The 14,791-nt window shown below is 63.0% G+C and carries 17 protein-coding genes; 7 read left to right on the top strand and 10 right to left on the bottom strand.

Features of this window, described 5'->3' with window-relative positions:
- Nucleotides 1-626, bottom strand: a 626-nt coding sequence (locus tag J4F42_12750; GenBank protein MCE2486378.1) for an amidohydrolase family protein, incomplete at its 3' end; no start/stop codon positions are given.
- Between the two features lie 129 nt (nt 627-755).
- Here J4F42_12750 and J4F42_12745 point away from each other — a divergent pair.
- On the top strand, nt 756-1,769 hold the full coding sequence (locus J4F42_12745) for an NADP-dependent oxidoreductase (protein MCE2486377.1): 1,014 nt from the start codon (nt 756-758) through the stop codon (nt 1,767-1,769).
- 12 nt (nt 1,770-1,781) lie between these two features.
- Here the strand turns inward: J4F42_12745 and J4F42_12740 are convergent, their stop codons facing one another.
- Together J4F42_12740 and J4F42_12735 are read right to left on the bottom strand one after the other, a co-directional pair.
- Nucleotides 1,782-2,966: an acetyl-CoA C-acyltransferase gene (locus J4F42_12740; GenBank protein MCE2486376.1), complete on the bottom strand. Its 1,185-nt coding sequence runs from the start codon at nt 2,964-2,966 to the stop codon at nt 1,782-1,784.
- Between the two features lie 149 nt (nt 2,967-3,115).
- Nucleotides 3,116-3,691, bottom strand: coding sequence for a GNAT family N-acetyltransferase (locus J4F42_12735; GenBank protein MCE2486375.1), 576 nt, complete (start codon nt 3,689-3,691; stop codon nt 3,116-3,118).
- Nucleotides 3,692-3,824: 133 nt separating this feature from the next.
- On the opposite strand from J4F42_12735, the gene J4F42_12730 reads away from it, so the two are divergent.
- From J4F42_12730 to J4F42_12720, 3 genes are read left to right on the top strand one after another with little or no spacing between them, the layout of a single operon-like run.
- Nucleotides 3,825-4,238, top strand: a complete 414-nt coding sequence (locus J4F42_12730) for a hypothetical protein (protein ID MCE2486374.1) — start codon at nt 3,825-3,827, stop codon at nt 4,236-4,238.
- Nucleotides 4,239-4,264: 26 nt separating this feature from the next.
- Nucleotides 4,265-5,293 (top strand): isopenicillin N synthase family oxygenase, encoded by a 1,029-nt coding sequence (locus J4F42_12725; GenBank protein MCE2486373.1) that lies wholly within the window; start codon nt 4,265-4,267, stop codon nt 5,291-5,293.
- Between the two features lie 50 nt (nt 5,294-5,343).
- Entirely contained in the window at nt 5,344-6,450 is a 1,107-nt protein-coding gene (locus J4F42_12720) for a beta-lactamase family protein (protein ID MCE2486372.1), read from the top strand.
- 128 nt (nt 6,451-6,578) lie between these two features.
- On the opposite strand, the gene J4F42_12715 is transcribed toward J4F42_12720, so the two are convergent.
- From J4F42_12715 to J4F42_12705, 3 genes are read right to left on the bottom strand one after another with little or no spacing between them, the layout of a single operon-like run.
- Nucleotides 6,579-7,283 carry a DNA-3-methyladenine glycosylase I gene (locus J4F42_12715; protein ID MCE2486371.1) on the bottom strand — a complete coding sequence of 235 codons (705 nt, stop codon included), beginning with the start codon at nt 7,281-7,283 and terminating at the stop codon, nt 6,579-6,581.
- On the bottom strand, nt 7,204-7,461 hold the full coding sequence (locus tag J4F42_12710) for an MGMT family protein (protein ID MCE2486370.1): 258 nt from the start codon (nt 7,459-7,461) through the stop codon (nt 7,204-7,206). Before J4F42_12710 ends, J4F42_12715 begins: the two co-directional genes overlap by 80 nt.
- Entirely contained in the window at nt 7,359-7,709 is a 351-nt protein-coding gene (locus J4F42_12705) for a hypothetical protein (GenBank protein MCE2486369.1), read from the bottom strand. The genes J4F42_12710 and J4F42_12705 overlap by 103 nt, the downstream gene beginning before the upstream one ends.
- Before the next feature lie 155 nt (nt 7,710-7,864).
- Here J4F42_12705 and J4F42_12700 point away from each other — a divergent pair, with 155 nt between their 5' ends.
- A complete protein-coding gene (locus J4F42_12700) occupies nt 7,865-8,707 on the top strand; it encodes a hypothetical protein (GenBank protein MCE2486368.1) in 843 nt (280 codons plus the stop codon).
- A 23-nt stretch (nt 8,708-8,730) separates the two neighbouring features.
- Here the strand turns inward: J4F42_12700 and J4F42_12695 are convergent, their stop codons facing one another.
- Both J4F42_12695 and J4F42_12690 read right to left on the bottom strand, forming a co-directional pair.
- Entirely contained in the window at nt 8,731-9,027 is a 297-nt protein-coding gene (locus J4F42_12695; protein ID MCE2486367.1) for a hypothetical protein, read from the bottom strand.
- Between the two features lie 26 nt (nt 9,028-9,053).
- Nucleotides 9,054-10,001 carry a 3-hydroxyacyl-CoA dehydrogenase family protein gene (locus J4F42_12690; GenBank protein ID MCE2486366.1) on the bottom strand — a complete coding sequence of 316 codons (948 nt, stop codon included), beginning with the start codon at nt 9,999-10,001 and terminating at the stop codon, nt 9,054-9,056.
- 225 nt (nt 10,002-10,226) lie between these two features.
- On the opposite strand from J4F42_12690, the gene J4F42_12685 reads away from it, so the two are divergent.
- Nucleotides 10,227-11,324, top strand: a complete 1,098-nt coding sequence (locus tag J4F42_12685) for an SDR family oxidoreductase (GenBank protein MCE2486365.1) — start codon at nt 10,227-10,229, stop codon at nt 11,322-11,324.
- Between the two features lie 42 nt (nt 11,325-11,366).
- Here J4F42_12685 and J4F42_12680 read toward each other — a convergent pair whose 3' ends face one another.
- Nucleotides 11,367-12,653, bottom strand: coding sequence for a pyridoxal phosphate-dependent aminotransferase (locus tag J4F42_12680; protein MCE2486364.1), 1,287 nt, complete (start codon nt 12,651-12,653; stop codon nt 11,367-11,369).
- Between the two features lie 269 nt (nt 12,654-12,922).
- Between J4F42_12680 and J4F42_12675 the strand changes: the two genes are divergently transcribed.
- Nucleotides 12,923-14,221: an acyl-CoA dehydrogenase family protein gene (locus J4F42_12675; protein ID MCE2486363.1), complete on the top strand. Its 1,299-nt coding sequence runs from the start codon at nt 12,923-12,925 to the stop codon at nt 14,219-14,221.
- An 80-nt stretch (nt 14,222-14,301) separates the two neighbouring features.
- Here the strand turns inward: J4F42_12675 and J4F42_12670 are convergent.
- Nucleotides 14,302-14,791: ankyrin repeat domain-containing protein (locus J4F42_12670; protein ID MCE2486362.1), on the bottom strand; the 490-nt coding region annotated here is incomplete at its 5' end.

Here is a 14,791-nt window from a genome sequence, read left to right as displayed (position 1 = left end):
TGCAGGCCGATGCTCAGGTCCAGGCTCTGGGCGGCGGCCCAGACCGGATCGAAGTCGGCATGCCCGAAGCTTTTGCCGTCGACCGGAGCGGCGGCGATAAAGATCGTCCGGCAGCCGAGCTTGGCCGTCCGCTCCATTTCGCGCACCGCCAGTTCGGGATTGCGCAGCGAAATATGGGCGGCCGGGATGAGACGGTCGAGACGGCCGGCGCAGATCTCGAAGGCCCAGGTGTTGTAGGCCCGGCACAAGGCGTCGGCCAGATACGGGTCCTCGACCTGGCCCTCCCAGAACAGGCCCAGGGTGGGATAGATGACCTGGTAGTCGAACCCTTCCTCGTCCAGATAGGTGACACGCTTGCCCATGTCCTGCCAGGCGTCGGAGTAGCCCAGGTAGCGGTCGAAGGTGGACAAGTCCTTGCCGACCTCTTTCTGGCCGTAGCCGACGACCGCAGCCAGCAGTTCGTCCACATTAATCGCCTGCATGGGTTTGCCATCGACAATGAGCCGCTTCGTCCCCTCGGCGTCTTGCCGCATGCACATGGTCCGCTCGCGAAAGGCCGGGTCGGTATAGCGCTCGAATACGTCCAATGGTTCGATGAAATGGCCGTCACCGTCGATGAATCGCATAGCTGCTCTCCCTTTGAGGAATATTCTCCTCCACAGGAGCAGACACGCCTCGGCTGTGTCAAGAGCATGGCGCCGTCGACCGGGCGATGCTAGGCTGCCCGGCAACAATCCGAAAAGGAGAAGCCGGCCATGCCCAACCGCCAGATTGTGGTCAAAGAGTTGCCCCAGGGACCGCTGCAGGAACACCACTTCGAGCTGCGCCAGGCGGCCCGTCCGCAGCCCGAGCCGGGACAGGTACTGACCCGCACCGTCCTGCTGTCGCTCGACCCGGCCAACCGCGCCTGGATGCAGGGGGCGACCTACCGCGCGCCGGTCCTGCCGGGTGAGGTCATGTCGGGCTTTACCCTGGCCGAGGTCGTCGAGTCCACAGACCTGCGCTTTGAGGCCGGTCAGATTGTGGAGTGTGAAAACGGCTGGCAGGAGTTCGCCTGTCAGCCGGCCGACGCCCTGACCCCGGTTCGACGGCGCACCGCCCTGCCCCACCATATGTCGGTTCTGGGGCTGACCGGTCTGACGGCCTACTTCGGTTTGCTGGAAGTCGGTCGGCCGCGACCGGGCGAAACCGTGCTGGTCTCGGCTGCGGCTGGAGCGACCGGCAGCGTTGCCGGCCAGATTGCCCGGATCGCCGGCTGCCGGGTGGTCGGGATTGCCGGTTCGGACGAGAAATGTGCCTGGTTGACCGATGAACTCGGTTTCCACGCCGCCATCAACTACAAGACCGAGAAAGTCTCCAGAGCCGTTAAAGAACACTGCCCGTCGGGCGTGGATGTCTTCTTCGACAACACTGGAGGTGAGATTCTGGAGGCGAGCCTGTTTCGGATGAACCAGGGCGGTCGGGTGGTGTGCTGCGGGGCGGTCTCGCAGTACGACACGAACAATCCAGCGCCCGGCCCGCGCGGGGTGCCGGGGCTCATCATCACCAAGCGGCTGCGTATGGAAGGCTTTATTGTGATGGACTTCTTCCATCAGCGCGAGGCGGCCGAAGAGCAGCTGGCTGGCTGGCTCGAAGACGGCCAGCTGGTCGCCCGTGAGGATATTCTGGACGGTCTGGAGTGCGCCCCCCAGGGGTTGATCGGACTGCTGGCCGGCCAGAACATCGGTAAGCGCCTGGTCCGCGTCGGGCCTGAGCCGGCCAAGGCATGAGGCGTGGGCGGCTCAGGCCACCTCAAACAGGCCGGCCGCGCCCATGCCGCCACCCACACACATGGTGATGACAACATAGCGCGAGCCGCGGCGTCGGCCTTCGATCAGGGCGTGGCCGACCATGCGCGAGCCGCTCATGCCGTACGGGTGGCCGATCGAGATGGCCCCGCCGTTCACGTTCAGCTTGTCGTTGGGAATCCCGAGCTGATCACGGCAGTAGATCACCTGGCAGGCAAAGGCTTCGTTGAGTTCCCACAGGTCGATGTCGTCCATGCTGAGGCCGTTGCGTTCGAGCAGCTTGGGCACGGCAAAGATCGGCCCGATGCCCATCTCGTCGGGCTCACACCCGGCAACGGCCATGCCCCGATAGATGCCCAGCGGCTCAAGACCGCGCTCCTGGGCGTGTCCGCGTTCCATCAGCACACACACCGAGACACCGTCTGACAGCTGGCTGGCGTTACCGGCCGTGATAAAACCACCCTCGCCCATGACCGGCGGCAGTGCGGCCAAGCCCGAGGCGGTGGTGGACGGCCGGTTGCACTCGTCGCGGTCGAGGGTGATGTCTTGGCGCGTCTTCTCCCGGGTCTCCCTATCGGTGAACAGCTTGGTCACACTGACGGGGATGATCTCGTCGTCAAAACGCCCGGCCTGCTGCGCCTCAGCCGTCCGCAGCTGACTCTGGAGGGCGTACTCGTCCTGGGCTTCACGCGAGATGTTGTAGCGTTTGGAGACTACCTCGGCCGTATCGATCATGGCCATGTACAGGTCGGGCGCGTGGGTCAGGGCGTTGGCGTCGGCATTGCGATAGACATTCTGGTGCTCGTTCTGTACCAGGCTGATCGATTCGATGCCACCCGCCACCACGGTCTGCATGCCATCGGCAATAATCTGCTTGGCCGCCATCGAGACGCTCATCAGGCCCGAAGAACACTGGCGGTCGATGGTCTGGCCCGACACGCTGACCGGCAGACCGGCCGCCATGGCGCACTGGCGCGCGACGTTAAAGCCCTGGGTGCCTTCCTGGAGGGCCGCGCCCATGATCACATCGTCGATTTCAGTCGGCTCGACCTTGGCCCGTTTGAGGGCTTCCTTGAACACCGGGGCGGCCATAGTCGGCGCGGCGGTATCGTTGAACGCACCACGATACGCTTTTCCGATCGGGGTCCGGGCGGTAGACACGATGACGGCTTCTCTCATACGAGTATTCCTCCGTGTGTGGTGTTGAGCCTAGTAAGTGCCATCTTCTCCGGTGGCGCGCAAGCGTCCGGCCCAGCAACCGACCCGGCCGGTCCGGCTTCCTTCCACAACGTTCGGCGTGTCCTAGCCCAGGCGCCGCACCATGCAGCTCACCCGGGCCGCTTCGTCGGGAGCCCTTTCTCGACAACCAGCGTTTTCAGCTCGGCATCAACCCAGCTGTCAGCCTGTTGAAAACCGCGCTCCTGGTAGGCTTTGGCCGCTTGGCCACCCATGAACGCCATAATCGGACGGGGAGCCGGAACCGCCTTGGCCACCAGGGCTGCAAACCCGGCCTGGGTCGCCCAGTCGAGCAGGACATCCAGCAGCCGCAGCCCAATGCCGCGGCCTTGATAGCGGGGGTCTCTGTCGTCGATGTCTTCGAGCTGGCCCACGTGGTAGCAAAACACGTCCAGGGTTTGCTCCGGCAGACCTCCAGCCCGATCTCCAAAGTCGGCCCAGTACAGGGGGTGCCACAGGCCCTGGGGCGAGCGGGTGCCGGGCACATAGCGACGGAACTGGAGTTGGCCGACGTGCTGTGGCCCGTCAAACGCCAGTATCGCGCTGGAGCCGATATCGGCAATGCGTTGGCGTACTTCTTGGGGTTCCCCCTGATGGCCGATAGGCACCGTGCCGATGTCGGCGGCCGCCATCGGCCGGAACACAATTGTGTCATCTGGCTTGCTCATACCTCACCGTGTCACGTGGATTTTGCATGTCCCTCACGGGCAACAGGCTACAGCGTCCGTTGCCAGAAGGATAGTCGGCTTTGCCGCGGTGACAGGAGTGTGGTATGGCCTACGGCAGGGAGGCCAGGGACCTATGCCGCTCGGAGAACTATTGTGTGAGTACGTCGGCACCATCACCTCGGTCAAAGTCCTGCCCTTTGAGGGCACCGAGTTTGGGGCCAAATACGAGGTCACCCAGACGGGCAGTTCGACCGGCCGGCTGCACACCTCGGCAATCGGCAGCAACTATGTCCAAGTCCACCCGGACGGGACGAGCACGACCAAGTACTACGGTATCTGGACGACTCAGCAGGGCGAACCGATTCTGGTCGAGTCGGGCGGGATGAGCGCACCGCTCGGGGACGGGCGGGTCCGCTTCGGCACGACGGTCAAATTCAGAACCCGCTCAGAAGCCTACGCCTGGCTCAACACGACCATGGCCGGCTTTGAGGGCGAGGGAAATTTCTCGACCATGGAAATCAGCGGCCGGATCTACGAGTGGCGTTAAGCGCTCGCGCCACAGGAGACCTTGTGATGCACTCGTCCGACACGGTTCCAGTCATTGACATCAGCCCGTTCCGGGTCGGGGCGACGCCCGGAGCGCCCCGAGCTGCCGAGGACAGACAGGCCGTTATCGACCAGGTCAGGCAGGCGCTCGAAACCATCGGGTTTTTTGTCATCACCGGCCACGGCCTCGCGCCCGACCTCCAGGCTCTCACCCTGCGAGTCGCCCGAGAGTTTTTTGCCCTGCCGGAAGACGAAAAACTTCGGTACTGCGAGGTTCCCCGCAGCTTCATGGGCTATAACCCGGTGGGTGCGGAGCGGGTCGCCTACGCCCACCATGACGAGTCGGCCCCAGACCTGAAGGCGAATTTTACCATGGGCCGCGTGGATATTGACGAAGGCGACCCGTATTACAGCTGCGAGACCGGTCGCCGGATGTTTCAGCCGAACATCTGGCCCGTCCGCCCCGCCCCGTTCCGGTCGATATTGACCGAGTATGCGGTGGCAGGCGAACAGTTGGCCCTGACCCTCACCGAGCTGTTTGCCCTGGCCCTGGATTTCCCCCAGGACTATTTCGCCGATAAACTCAACAAGAGCCTGTACTTCCTGCGGGTGCTGGACTACCCGCCCCTCACCACGTCACCGCGTCCCAAGCAGTTCCGCATCGGCCCGCACAGCGATTACGGGACGCTCACCCTGGTAACCGCCGACGGACCGGGACTCCAGGTCAAGACGCGAGCCGGCGAGTGGAAAGACGTGCCGTATGTGGCGGACGGCATTCAGGTCAATATCGGCGATATGATGGAACAGTGGACCAACGACAAGTGGGTTTCGACCCAGCACCGCGTCCTGGTACCGGATGACCCGGCAGCCCGCCAGCAGCACCGCCAAGCCATCGCGTTTTTTCTGATTGCCAACTACGACACCGAGATTGCCCCGTTCGAAACGCTGGTCGACCAGGCCCATCCGGCCCGCTATGCCCCGGTCAACGCCGGACAGGATTTGGTAGACAAGCTCGTTCGACAGTACACCCGCGAGGGCCAAGAACAGCAAGCCTGATACAGGGTCGTTCCGAGCAGATATCTGACAACAGCAAGGAGGAAACCGCAATGGAAGTACATGGAAGCTGCGAGCCGAAGTTTCAAGCCGTCCGTGAGGAGTTTGAGCGCAATTTTCAGGAGCGGGACGAGGTTGGCGCCTCAGTGTGCGTTACCCTCGACGGTCAGACCGTCGTCGATCTGTGGGGCGGTCAGGCCAACGCCGACACCGGCGCGGCCTGGAACGAAGACACGGTCAGCATTGTCTTTTCCTCGACCAAAGGCGCGACCGCGATCTGTGCCCATATCCTGGCCTCACGCGGCCAGCTGGACCTTGACGCCCCGGTGGCCACGTACTGGCCGGAGTTTGCCCAATCCGGCAAAGAAAACATTCCGGTCAAAATGCTGCTGAATCACCAGGCCGGCCTGCCCGCAGTGCGCGACCCGCTGCCCCAGGGCGCCTACGCCGACTGGGATCTGATGGTCAACACGCTGGCCAAACAGGAACCGTTTTGGGAACCCGGCACCCGCAACGGCTACCATGCCCTGACCTTTGGCTGGCTGGTCGGCGAGGTTGTGCGACGGGCGTCCGGCAAATCGCTGGGCAGTTTCTTCCGGGACGAAATCGCAGGTCCGCTCGGCCTGGACTTCTGGATCGGCCTGCCCGAGGACAAAGAGCCGCGGGTGGCGCCGATGATTGCGGCCGAGCCGGACCCGAACAGCCGGTTCTTCCAGGAGATCGCCAAACCCGGCTCACTCCAATCCCTGGTCCTGCTCAACGCCGGAGGCTATATGGGCGCCGAGCCGGAGTACGATACGCGGGCGGCCCACGCGGCAGAGATTGGTGGCGCCGGCGGCATCACCAACGCACGCGGACTCGCTGGCATGTACGAACCCCTGGCCCTGGGCGGCAAAAAGGGTGCAGTCGAGCTGGTTAACGCCGCAACGCTGGCACGAATGGGCCGGGTGTCCTCGTCAACCGGTCGGGATGCGGTGCTGGTGATGCCAAGCCGGTTTGCTCTGGGCTTCATGAAAACCATGGACAACCGTGGCGAGCCGGCCGGGGTGCAGGACAGCGTTTTGACCTCAGAAGAAGCCTTCGGTCATGTCGGCGCCGGGGGATCGTTTGGCTTTGCCGATCCAAAGGCCCGCATGTCGTTCGGCTATACGATGACTTAACGAGCGCGGCCAGAGTCTGGTGGATGCGGTGTACCGGGCGCTCGGCTATACATCCAGCGACTCGGGCGCCTGGAACTGAGGCTGTCGGTCCAGGAGCGGCCCGTCCGGCGAGCCGCTCCCGGGCAGCCCTACCCGTCTCGAGCCGCCACGCTGCTCTTGGCGAGCTGTTTGTGACGAAAGCAGTGTGTCAGATGATCGTTCACCATGCCGGTCGCCTGCATGAAGGCGTAGCAGATCGTTGATCCGACAAAGCTGAAACCGCGCCGTTTGAGGTCTTTGCTCATCGCATCCGACTCGGCGGTGCGGGCCGGCACCTGCTCAAGCGAACGCCAGCGATTGTGGCGGGTGCAGCCGCCGACAAACCGCCAGATATAGGCGTCAAAACTGCCGGCCTCTTTTTGGACCTTGAGAAAGGCTCGGGCATTCTTCACCGCAGACTCGAGCTTGAGCCGATTCCGCACAATGCCGGGGTCGGCCAGCAGTCGTTCGAGCTTGCGGGGCGTGTAACGGGCAACGCGAGCGGGCTCGAAGTTGTCAAACGCGGCCCGGTAGTTGGCCCGCTTCTTGAGAATCGTATCCCAGCTCAAACCGGCCTGAGCACCCTCCAGGATGAGAAACTCGAACAAGGTCCGGTCGTCGTGGACGGCGACGCCCCACTCTCGGTCGTGGTACTGCACGGCCAGTGCATTCCTGGCCCAGCCGCACCGAACGAGCGGCGGCGTGTCGGTCTTCTGAGCATGCGTGTGTATGGGTTCAGCGTCCGGCCCTGAGTATGTCAAGCTCCACCCCCTCGTGCCGCAGTAGCCAGCGCTTGCGTGCCAGCCCGCCAGCATAGCCGGTCAGGCTGCCGTCGACGCCGAGCAGACGGTGGCAGGGCACGACAATGGCAATCGGGTTCAGCGCATTGCTCATGCCAACCGCCCGGTAGGCCCTGGGCTGGCCGAGTCGTGCTGCCAGTCGCCCGTAGGACAGGACGCTGCCCGGCGGGATCGCCCGCAGTGCGGTCCACACCTGCCCAGGCTGAGCGGAACGGTGTCGAGACAGCCGATATCACCGTCAAAATAGGCCCGAAGCCGGCTGCTGAAGCCGCTGGGATCGGACACCTCGGACAGGCGATAGTCCCCGTAGCGGCGTCGCAGCAGCAGTGCCATTCGCTCCTCGGTGTCGGCATAGTCGAGCGCACACAAGCGCTGTCCATCGACCACAACCAGCAGCGTTCCCAGGACCGACTCCAGCCGGTCAATTCCCAGCTCACGCATCGGTTTGTGATAACGCCTTTTGCGGCTGAGCGCAAAACGCGACCGGCTCTTGCTACACAAAACGCGATTCTGTACCGTGTCGCCTGCACCGATACGGCCCTGCCCGACGCTTTCAGACCGCTCGGCAGGAGCCCAGGCATATGAGGAGGACAGCCATGGCGAACACAGCTCTGCCCGAAGACCTCAGCGCTGTTGAGGGCGTTTTTAATTATCTGGCTCAGACCCAGCAGCGGCCGGCCTACCACATCAACCCGGATCGCAACAATCCGCCCAAACGACCGGCCCAGAACAAACACACCATCCCGGTCTACAACGGTCGGGACGTCCAGGACCAGCTGTCCCTGGACCAGCAGGGCCTGATGCTCACCCGCCGTGAGACCACGGTGAAAAACTTCTATGACCCGGACGAGGTCAAAGCGGTCTACTACCCGGAGGCCGCCCAGCTGGTCAAAGATATGACCGGGGCGTCAAAAGTGGTGGTTTTTGACCACAACGTGCGCTGTGCCCCACGCGCCAAGAGCGGTGAGACCGGGGTGAGTTCGCCGGTCCTGTTTGCCCATAACGACTATACGGCCACGTCGGGTCCCAGACGGGTGCGCGAGCTGTTGCCGGCCGAAGAGGCCGAGGCTCTGCTCACGCACCGTTTTTGCGTCATCAACGTCTGGCGCCCGATCAATGTCCCGGCTCAGGATCAGCCCCTGGCCGTGTGCGACGCCACGAGCATGGAGCCCAAGGACTTTATTCCGACCGACCTGATTTTTGCCCACCGGACGGGTGAGATCTATTCGGTGGCCTATAATCCCGAGCAACGCTGGTTCTACTTTCCCAGCCTGAAACCCGGCGAAGCCATGCTGCTGAAGTGCTACGACTCGATGGAAGACGGTCGGGCGCGCTTTACCGCCCACTCGGCCTTCAGCGATCCCACGGCTCCGGCCGGCGCGCCGGCACGTGAGAGCATCGAGGCCCGCACCTTTGCCTTTTTTGCCCCTGAAGCTTAGCGCCCGGCCTCCCGGCCGGGGGGCTACAGGCCGGCAATGGCGTCCTTGACCGTCTCCCACTCCGCAATCGGCGTAAAGCGCCGTCTCAGCACATGACCGCCGGTAATGCCGCGCAAGAACGGGCCGACCGTCGTGGTGTGATCCTCGATATCGAGCACCATGATGAGTTTCGTTTCTTCATTGGAAACCCATGGCCCGGCGATTCTGGTCACGCCGGGCGGAAAATTCCCGGCCAGCAAGCCGTCTATGGCCTGCACAATCTCCTTGGCCCGGTTGACGCTGTCCACGTTCAGATACAGTTCCGCCAAATGTAACGCCATCGGTATTCCTCCTTATGGGTACTCATCTAGGTATCGTCTGACCAGGACTCAATCTCCACCAGGGCATGGGCAATGCGGTGCCGCAGGGCTTCGGCCGACTCCGGCGTCCAGGCGTAAAACCCCTGGCCCGTTTTCACCCCCAGCTCGCCACGCTGCACCTGCTCGGTCAAGACCGGCGGCAGCTCCGAGGCGTTCGACAGGTGCGGATACACGCCGGCCATGGCCGCAGCCAGCAAATCCCAGCCGGCCAGCTCAAACACCTCGAAGATGCCGGCCACCGCCCAACGCCGGCCGATGCTGTTTTTGAGGGCTGTATCAATGTCCTGGGGGCTGGCAATCCCTTCCTGGACCAGCCACAGCGCCTCGCGCAGCAGCGCCCCCTGGAGTCGGTTGAGAATAAATCCAGGCACTTCTTTTTGAACCACGACCGGACGCTTACCGACCCGGGTCAGCAGCGCTCGCATGGTCTCGACCGTCTGGTCCGAGGTGGTTGCACCCCGGACCAGCTCGACAATCGGAATGAGATAGGGCGGGTTGGCGTAGTGGGAGATGACCAGCTTATCCGGGCGCCGGGTTGCGGTCGCAAACTGGCTCAACATCAGGGTCGAGGTGTTGCTGGCCAGAATTGTGCGGTCTGGACACACGGCGTCCAACTCCTGAAAGATGCGCCGCTTGAGGTCTGCGTCTTCATATACCGATTCAATGACCACGTCGGCCTGGCTGACTGCGGTTTTGAGATGGAGACTGGTACGAATCCGTTTTGGCACGACCGCAGCCTGGGGCGGCGACACCACGCCGAACCGAATGAGGCGGTCGAGGTTGGCCGTAATATTGTCGAGCGCGGTGTCCAGACTCTTTTGGGTGCGGGAGTGCAGCCAGACCTGATAGCCGGCAAGGGCAAACTCCTGGGCAATGCCGTGGCCCATCAGCCCCGCGCCCACGACAGCGATACACCGGATAGCGTCAGCGTCCATCATCTTCTCCTGTTCGCCTGTCCGCCAGACATTAAGTGGCAGAAAACACCGAACACCGCTAGTGACTGCGGGCATATTTTGCGCTGCCGAGCGGCCGGAAACACCGCGACGCCGTCGCGCGCCTGACACACCGACAGGCCAGACGAGTCTGGTTCAGCCTTGCCGTCCTCGGCTCGGGTGGGCTAGACTCGACCCAAATCTATGAATGCAAAGTGAGGGTTTCGTATGGCAAAGAACACCGTGCTCGTTGCCGGAGCGTCCGGTCTGGTCGGCTATGCCGCAGTCCGGCATTTTTCCAGCCTGCCGGACTGGGATGTGGTAGCCGTTTCCCGCCGCGCGCCTCACAGCCAGGACGGCGTGCGCTTCGTGTCGGTCGATCTGACCGACGCCACACGCTGCACCGAGGTCTTCAGCCAGATGCGCGAGGTGACCCATGTCGTCTATGCGGCGGTGAACGAGAAACCGGGCCTGATTGAGGGCTGGATTGACCCGCAACAGATGCAGACCAACCGCAGCATGCTGGTCAACCTGTTCGAGCCGCTCGAAGCCGTGGCCAAAAACCTGGAGCACGTCTCGGTGTTGCAGGGCACAAAAGCCTACGGCGCGCATATTGAGCCCTTCCCCGTCCCGGCCCGCGAGCGCTGGCTGCGCCACCCGCACGAAAACTTCTACTGGCTGCACGAGGACTACATCAAAGACAAACAGCAGGGCAAAGCCTGGCACTGGTCCATCTGGCGTCCGCAGCTCATTTTTGGCGAGGCCATAGGCAGCAATCTGAATGTGATCACCCCGATTGGCGTGTACGCAGCTCTCCTGAAAGAACAGGGCCAGCCCCTGTCCTACCCCGGCGGCGCGCCCTATGTCTTTGAGGCGATCGACGTCGATGTGCTGGCCCACGCCCTGGAATGGGCGGCCACGGCCGACACCAGCCGTAACCAAATCTTTAACATCACCAACGGCGATGTGTACGTGTGGGAAAACGTGTGGCCGGTGCTGGCCGAGGCCTTCGGCATGGAAGTCGGTCTGCGTGAGCCGTGTTCGATGGTCGAAGAGCTGCCCAAACGCCAGGACGAGTGGGCGGCGATTGTGAAAAAATACAATCTCACCGCCCCGGCCGATGTGCAGGAGTTTGTCGGAGAATCCGCAGCCCTGGCCGATTTCAGCCTGGCCTACGGCAGGGACGAGCCGCCGCCCTCCATGCTGGTCAGCACGATCAAGCTGCGCCAGGCCGGCTTCCACGAGTGCATGGATACCGAGGATATGTTCCGCAAATGGATCAAGCGCTTTCAGGAACTGCGCTGGCTGCCGCCGCTAGGAGTCTGAGGAGCCTAACGGCCTGCTCTTCCTGCCCGCTTTTTATAACGCTCAGGCTGCAACCATGTGCCGGGCCGGCGTTGCTGCCCACTCGACGATGCGCTGGGTGGCCTCAAGGACATCGCCACACCAGCGGTTGAAGAAATCGTCGGACAAGGGCTGGTCGAGCGGAATCGTCTCGCTGGCCGACAGGGCTTTGGCCCCGTCAAAGTTCACATACGCCAGTCGAGCCGTCAGCTCTTCGGCCGGCCGCTGGAAAGCGACGCCGGGCAGAACCGCCACCCCGGTCTCTTCGAGCAGACGCTCACATAGGCTGTTACTGTCCTGGATGCCACGTTCGGCTAGGCGCTCGCCAAAGGGCGAGAAATCCGGGAATAGGTAAAACGCCCCAACCGGTGGCTGTACCCGCGCTCCAGCCTGACGCAGGCTCTCCGCGCAGCGCTGTCCCAGTCCGGCCAGAATCCGCCGCACGTGCCACAGGTAGCGCTCAATGGCCAGGCCGTCCTTAAACGCCCGTACCGCAGCAAACTGAATCGGCGTACTGACCGAGGTGTAGGTCTCGCTGGCCACCGCGGCCATAGCCTCCATGAGCCAGGCCAGGTCGGGCGGAAAGGTGAAGGTGCCGAGTCGCCACCCGCCAGCCCCGCACCACTTTGACAAGCCCGAACTCACAATTGTCCCCTCTGGGTAAAAGCGGGCGACCGAAACGTGCTCGCCCCGATGGTGCAGCTGCCCGTAGATCTCATCAGACAACAGGATGACGCCAAAACGACGGGCAACGGCAGCGAGTTCTTGCAATTCGTCCGCGCTGTAACTGCCGCCCTCGGGATTCCCCGGATAGTTCAGCACCAGCAGACGCGGCCGGTCAGCGTCCTCCTGACAGATGGCGGCCAGCTGCCGTGGCGTCACCCGCCAGTTGTCGGCATAGCGGGTCGGGATCAGCCGGATGGGCCGCCCAATGATCCTGGCCTGCGGCACGTACGACACCCAGGATGGGGAGGGAACGAGGAGTTCGCCGTAAAAGGTCAGCTGCAACAGGAACAGCAGCTCCTTGGAGCCGGGCCCGACCAGGACGCCCTCGGCCTGGGCATCAATTCGATCTTTTTTGCGATGGAACTCGGCTACTGCTTCGCGCAGAGCGGGCAGCCCCATCACCGGCAGATAGTCTTTTTCGCTGGCGTGCAGCGTCAGGGCGTCAACCACCTCGGTCGGCACCGGAAACGGGGACTGGCCGAGCCCCATTTTGTAGATGCGCCGCCCTTCTTTATACAGGGCGTTACTGCGTGCGTTGACAGCAAGAGTGGCAGACTGTCGCAGTCCACGGACATTCAGGTTCAGGCTGACTGCTCGCCTGTCATGGGTATCCTCCACAGCCTCCTCCTCTCCACATACGCGCCGGCCCCCATACCGTCCTTTCAGCGATGAGACGATTCAACCGGGCGCTTCCTACAGCCACAACGAGTTACATACCGGCAAGCCTACCAGATCGGAGACAGAAAGAAAATAAACCAGAGCGCCAAAATCAGCCGACGGGTGCAAAAAATATACACGTCTGCTATGTGCTGGGGGCTGTTTCTTGCTCGCAACACCCGAAGGAGGATTGGCGTATGGCTTGGGACTTTGAAACAGAGCCGGAATTTCAAAAAGAACTCGACTGGATAGCAACCTTTGTCAGGGAAGAAGTCGAGCCCCTGGACCACGTCCTGGGCAACCCGTATGACATTCAAAATCCGCGTCACCGAAAAATCGTGCCCACGCTCCAGGCCGAGGTCAGACGCCACGGCCTGTGGGCCTGCCATCTGGGCCCGGAATTGGGCGGCCCCGGCTACGGCCAACTCAAGCTGGCGCTGATGAACGAAATCCTGGGCCGCGCCCGCTTCGCGCCGATCGTGTTCGGCTGTCAGGCACCCGACACCGGCAACAGCGAAATTCTGGCCCACTACGGCACCCCGCAGCTCAAGGAACAGTTTCTGACCCCGCTGCTCAACAACGAGATCGTGTCGTGCTTTTCCATGACCGAGCCGCACGCCGGAGCCGACCCCAAAATGTTCAAGTGTCGCGCCGAGCGCGACGGTGACCAGTGGGTCATTAACGGCGAAAAGTGGTTTTCGTCCAACGCGCGCTGGGCGAGCTTTCTGATCGTGATGGCGGTGACCGACCCGGACGCCGCGCCCTACCAGCGTATGTCGATGTTCGTCGTGCCTACAGACACACCGGGTATCAATATCATCCGCAACGTCGGTATCGGCGACGAACGCGAGGACGAGGGCGACCACGCCTATATCCGCTATGAAGATGTCCGCCTCCCGGCCGACCACATCCTCGGCGGCCCCGGCCAAGGCTTTGAGGTGGCCCAAACCCGGCTCGGCGGCGGGCGCATCCATCACGCCATGCGCACCATCGGCCAGGTCAAGAAGTCCTTTGACCTGATGTGCGAGCGGGTCCTGTCGCGCGAGACCCAGGGTGAAATCCTGGCCGCCAAGCAGATGGTTCAGGAAAAAATCGCCGACTCATGGATCGAGATCGAGCAGTTCCGGCTGCTGGTCCTGCGCACCGCCTGGCGGATAGACAAGTACAAGGACTACCGCAAGGTGCGCAAAGACATCGCCGCGGTCAAGGCTCAGATGCCCAAGGTCTTCCACGACGTGGCCTGCCGCGCCCTGTACCTCCACGGCTCGCTGGGCGTGTCCAACGAAATGCCGTTCTCCAAACAGATCACCGAGTCCTTTGTCATGGGCCTGGCCGACGGGCCGACCGAGGTACACAAGATCACCGTCGCCCGCCAAGTCCTGCGCGATTACGAGGGTACCAGGGGCCTGTTTCCGACCGGCCATCTGCCGGCCCTGCGCGAGCAGGCGATTCAGAAGTACGGCGAGCTGCTGGAGCTGGAAGTCGGGAATTTGTGAGAGTGCACAGCGAAAATGTCGGGGGACGCCTTTGGCTAACCCGGCGTACCGGGCTCCCCCGCTTTCCAGCCGAAGCGTGGTCACTTGTAGTGTAGACCGCTCAGCCGCCAGTACGCATCGGTCTCTTTCAATTTGTCATTCCCTTCGATCAGATCAAAAGGCGTGCTTCCTGTCGCGTCCCTGACTGTCAGCTTCGCTCCGGCCGTCAGCAGGGCCCTCACCACCGCCGGATTTGAGCTGAACCGTGCCGCGCGATGCAGGGGGGTTCCGCCGTCCTCGGCTCGCGCCGTCGGATCCGCCCCGGCCGCCAGGAGGGCCGTCACCACGGCGGGATCAGCGTTGGATCTCACCGCACGATGGAGAGGGGTCTCGCCCGACTGTGTTCGCGCTGTCGGATCCGCTCCGACCGCCAGCAAGACCGTGACCAGCGACGGATTCGCGCAGACCGATGCCGCAATATGCAGGGGGCTCTCACCGTCCTCGTTGCGCGCCGTCACGTCCGCCCCGGCGTGTACCAAGGCTGTGACCAGCGACGGATTCGCGCAGACCGATGCCGCCACCCAATGCAAG

It is taken from the genome of Desulfurellaceae bacterium, from assembly GCA_021296095.1.
In the GTDB taxonomy this organism is placed as follows: Bacteria; Desulfobacterota; Binatia; order Bin18; family Bin18; genus JAAXHF01.
This window is presented reverse-complemented; position numbering and strand designations above follow the sequence as displayed.

Coding starts and splice junctions, on each gene's coding strand:
- J4F42_12745 (MCE2486377.1), top strand. CDS start 756: ATGCCCAACCGCCAGATTGTGGTCAAAGAGTTGCCCCAGGGACCGCTG.
- J4F42_12740 (MCE2486376.1), bottom strand. CDS start 2,966: ATGAGAGAAGCCGTCATCGTGTCTACCGCCCGGACCCCGATCGGAAAA.
- J4F42_12735 (MCE2486375.1), bottom strand. CDS start 3,691: ATGAGCAAGCCAGATGACACAATTGTGTTCCGGCCGATGGCGGCCGCC.
- J4F42_12730 (MCE2486374.1), top strand. CDS start 3,825: ATGCCGCTCGGAGAACTATTGTGTGAGTACGTCGGCACCATCACCTCG.
- J4F42_12725 (MCE2486373.1), top strand. CDS start 4,265: ATGCACTCGTCCGACACGGTTCCAGTCATTGACATCAGCCCGTTCCGG.
- J4F42_12720 (MCE2486372.1), top strand. CDS start 5,344: ATGGAAGTACATGGAAGCTGCGAGCCGAAGTTTCAAGCCGTCCGTGAG.
- J4F42_12715 (MCE2486371.1), bottom strand. CDS start 7,283: ATGCTGGCGGGCTGGCACGCAAGCGCTGGCTACTGCGGCACGAGGGGG.
- J4F42_12705 (MCE2486369.1), bottom strand. CDS start 7,709: ATGCGTGAGCTGGGAATTGACCGGCTGGAGTCGGTCCTGGGAACGCTG.
- J4F42_12700 (MCE2486368.1), top strand. CDS start 7,865: ATGGCGAACACAGCTCTGCCCGAAGACCTCAGCGCTGTTGAGGGCGTT.
- J4F42_12695 (MCE2486367.1), bottom strand. CDS start 9,027: ATGGCGTTACATTTGGCGGAACTGTATCTGAACGTGGACAGCGTCAAC.
- J4F42_12690 (MCE2486366.1), bottom strand. CDS start 10,001: ATGGACGCTGACGCTATCCGGTGTATCGCTGTCGTGGGCGCGGGGCTG.
- J4F42_12685 (MCE2486365.1), top strand. CDS start 10,227: ATGGCAAAGAACACCGTGCTCGTTGCCGGAGCGTCCGGTCTGGTCGGC.
- J4F42_12675 (MCE2486363.1), top strand. CDS start 12,923: ATGGCTTGGGACTTTGAAACAGAGCCGGAATTTCAAAAAGAACTCGAC.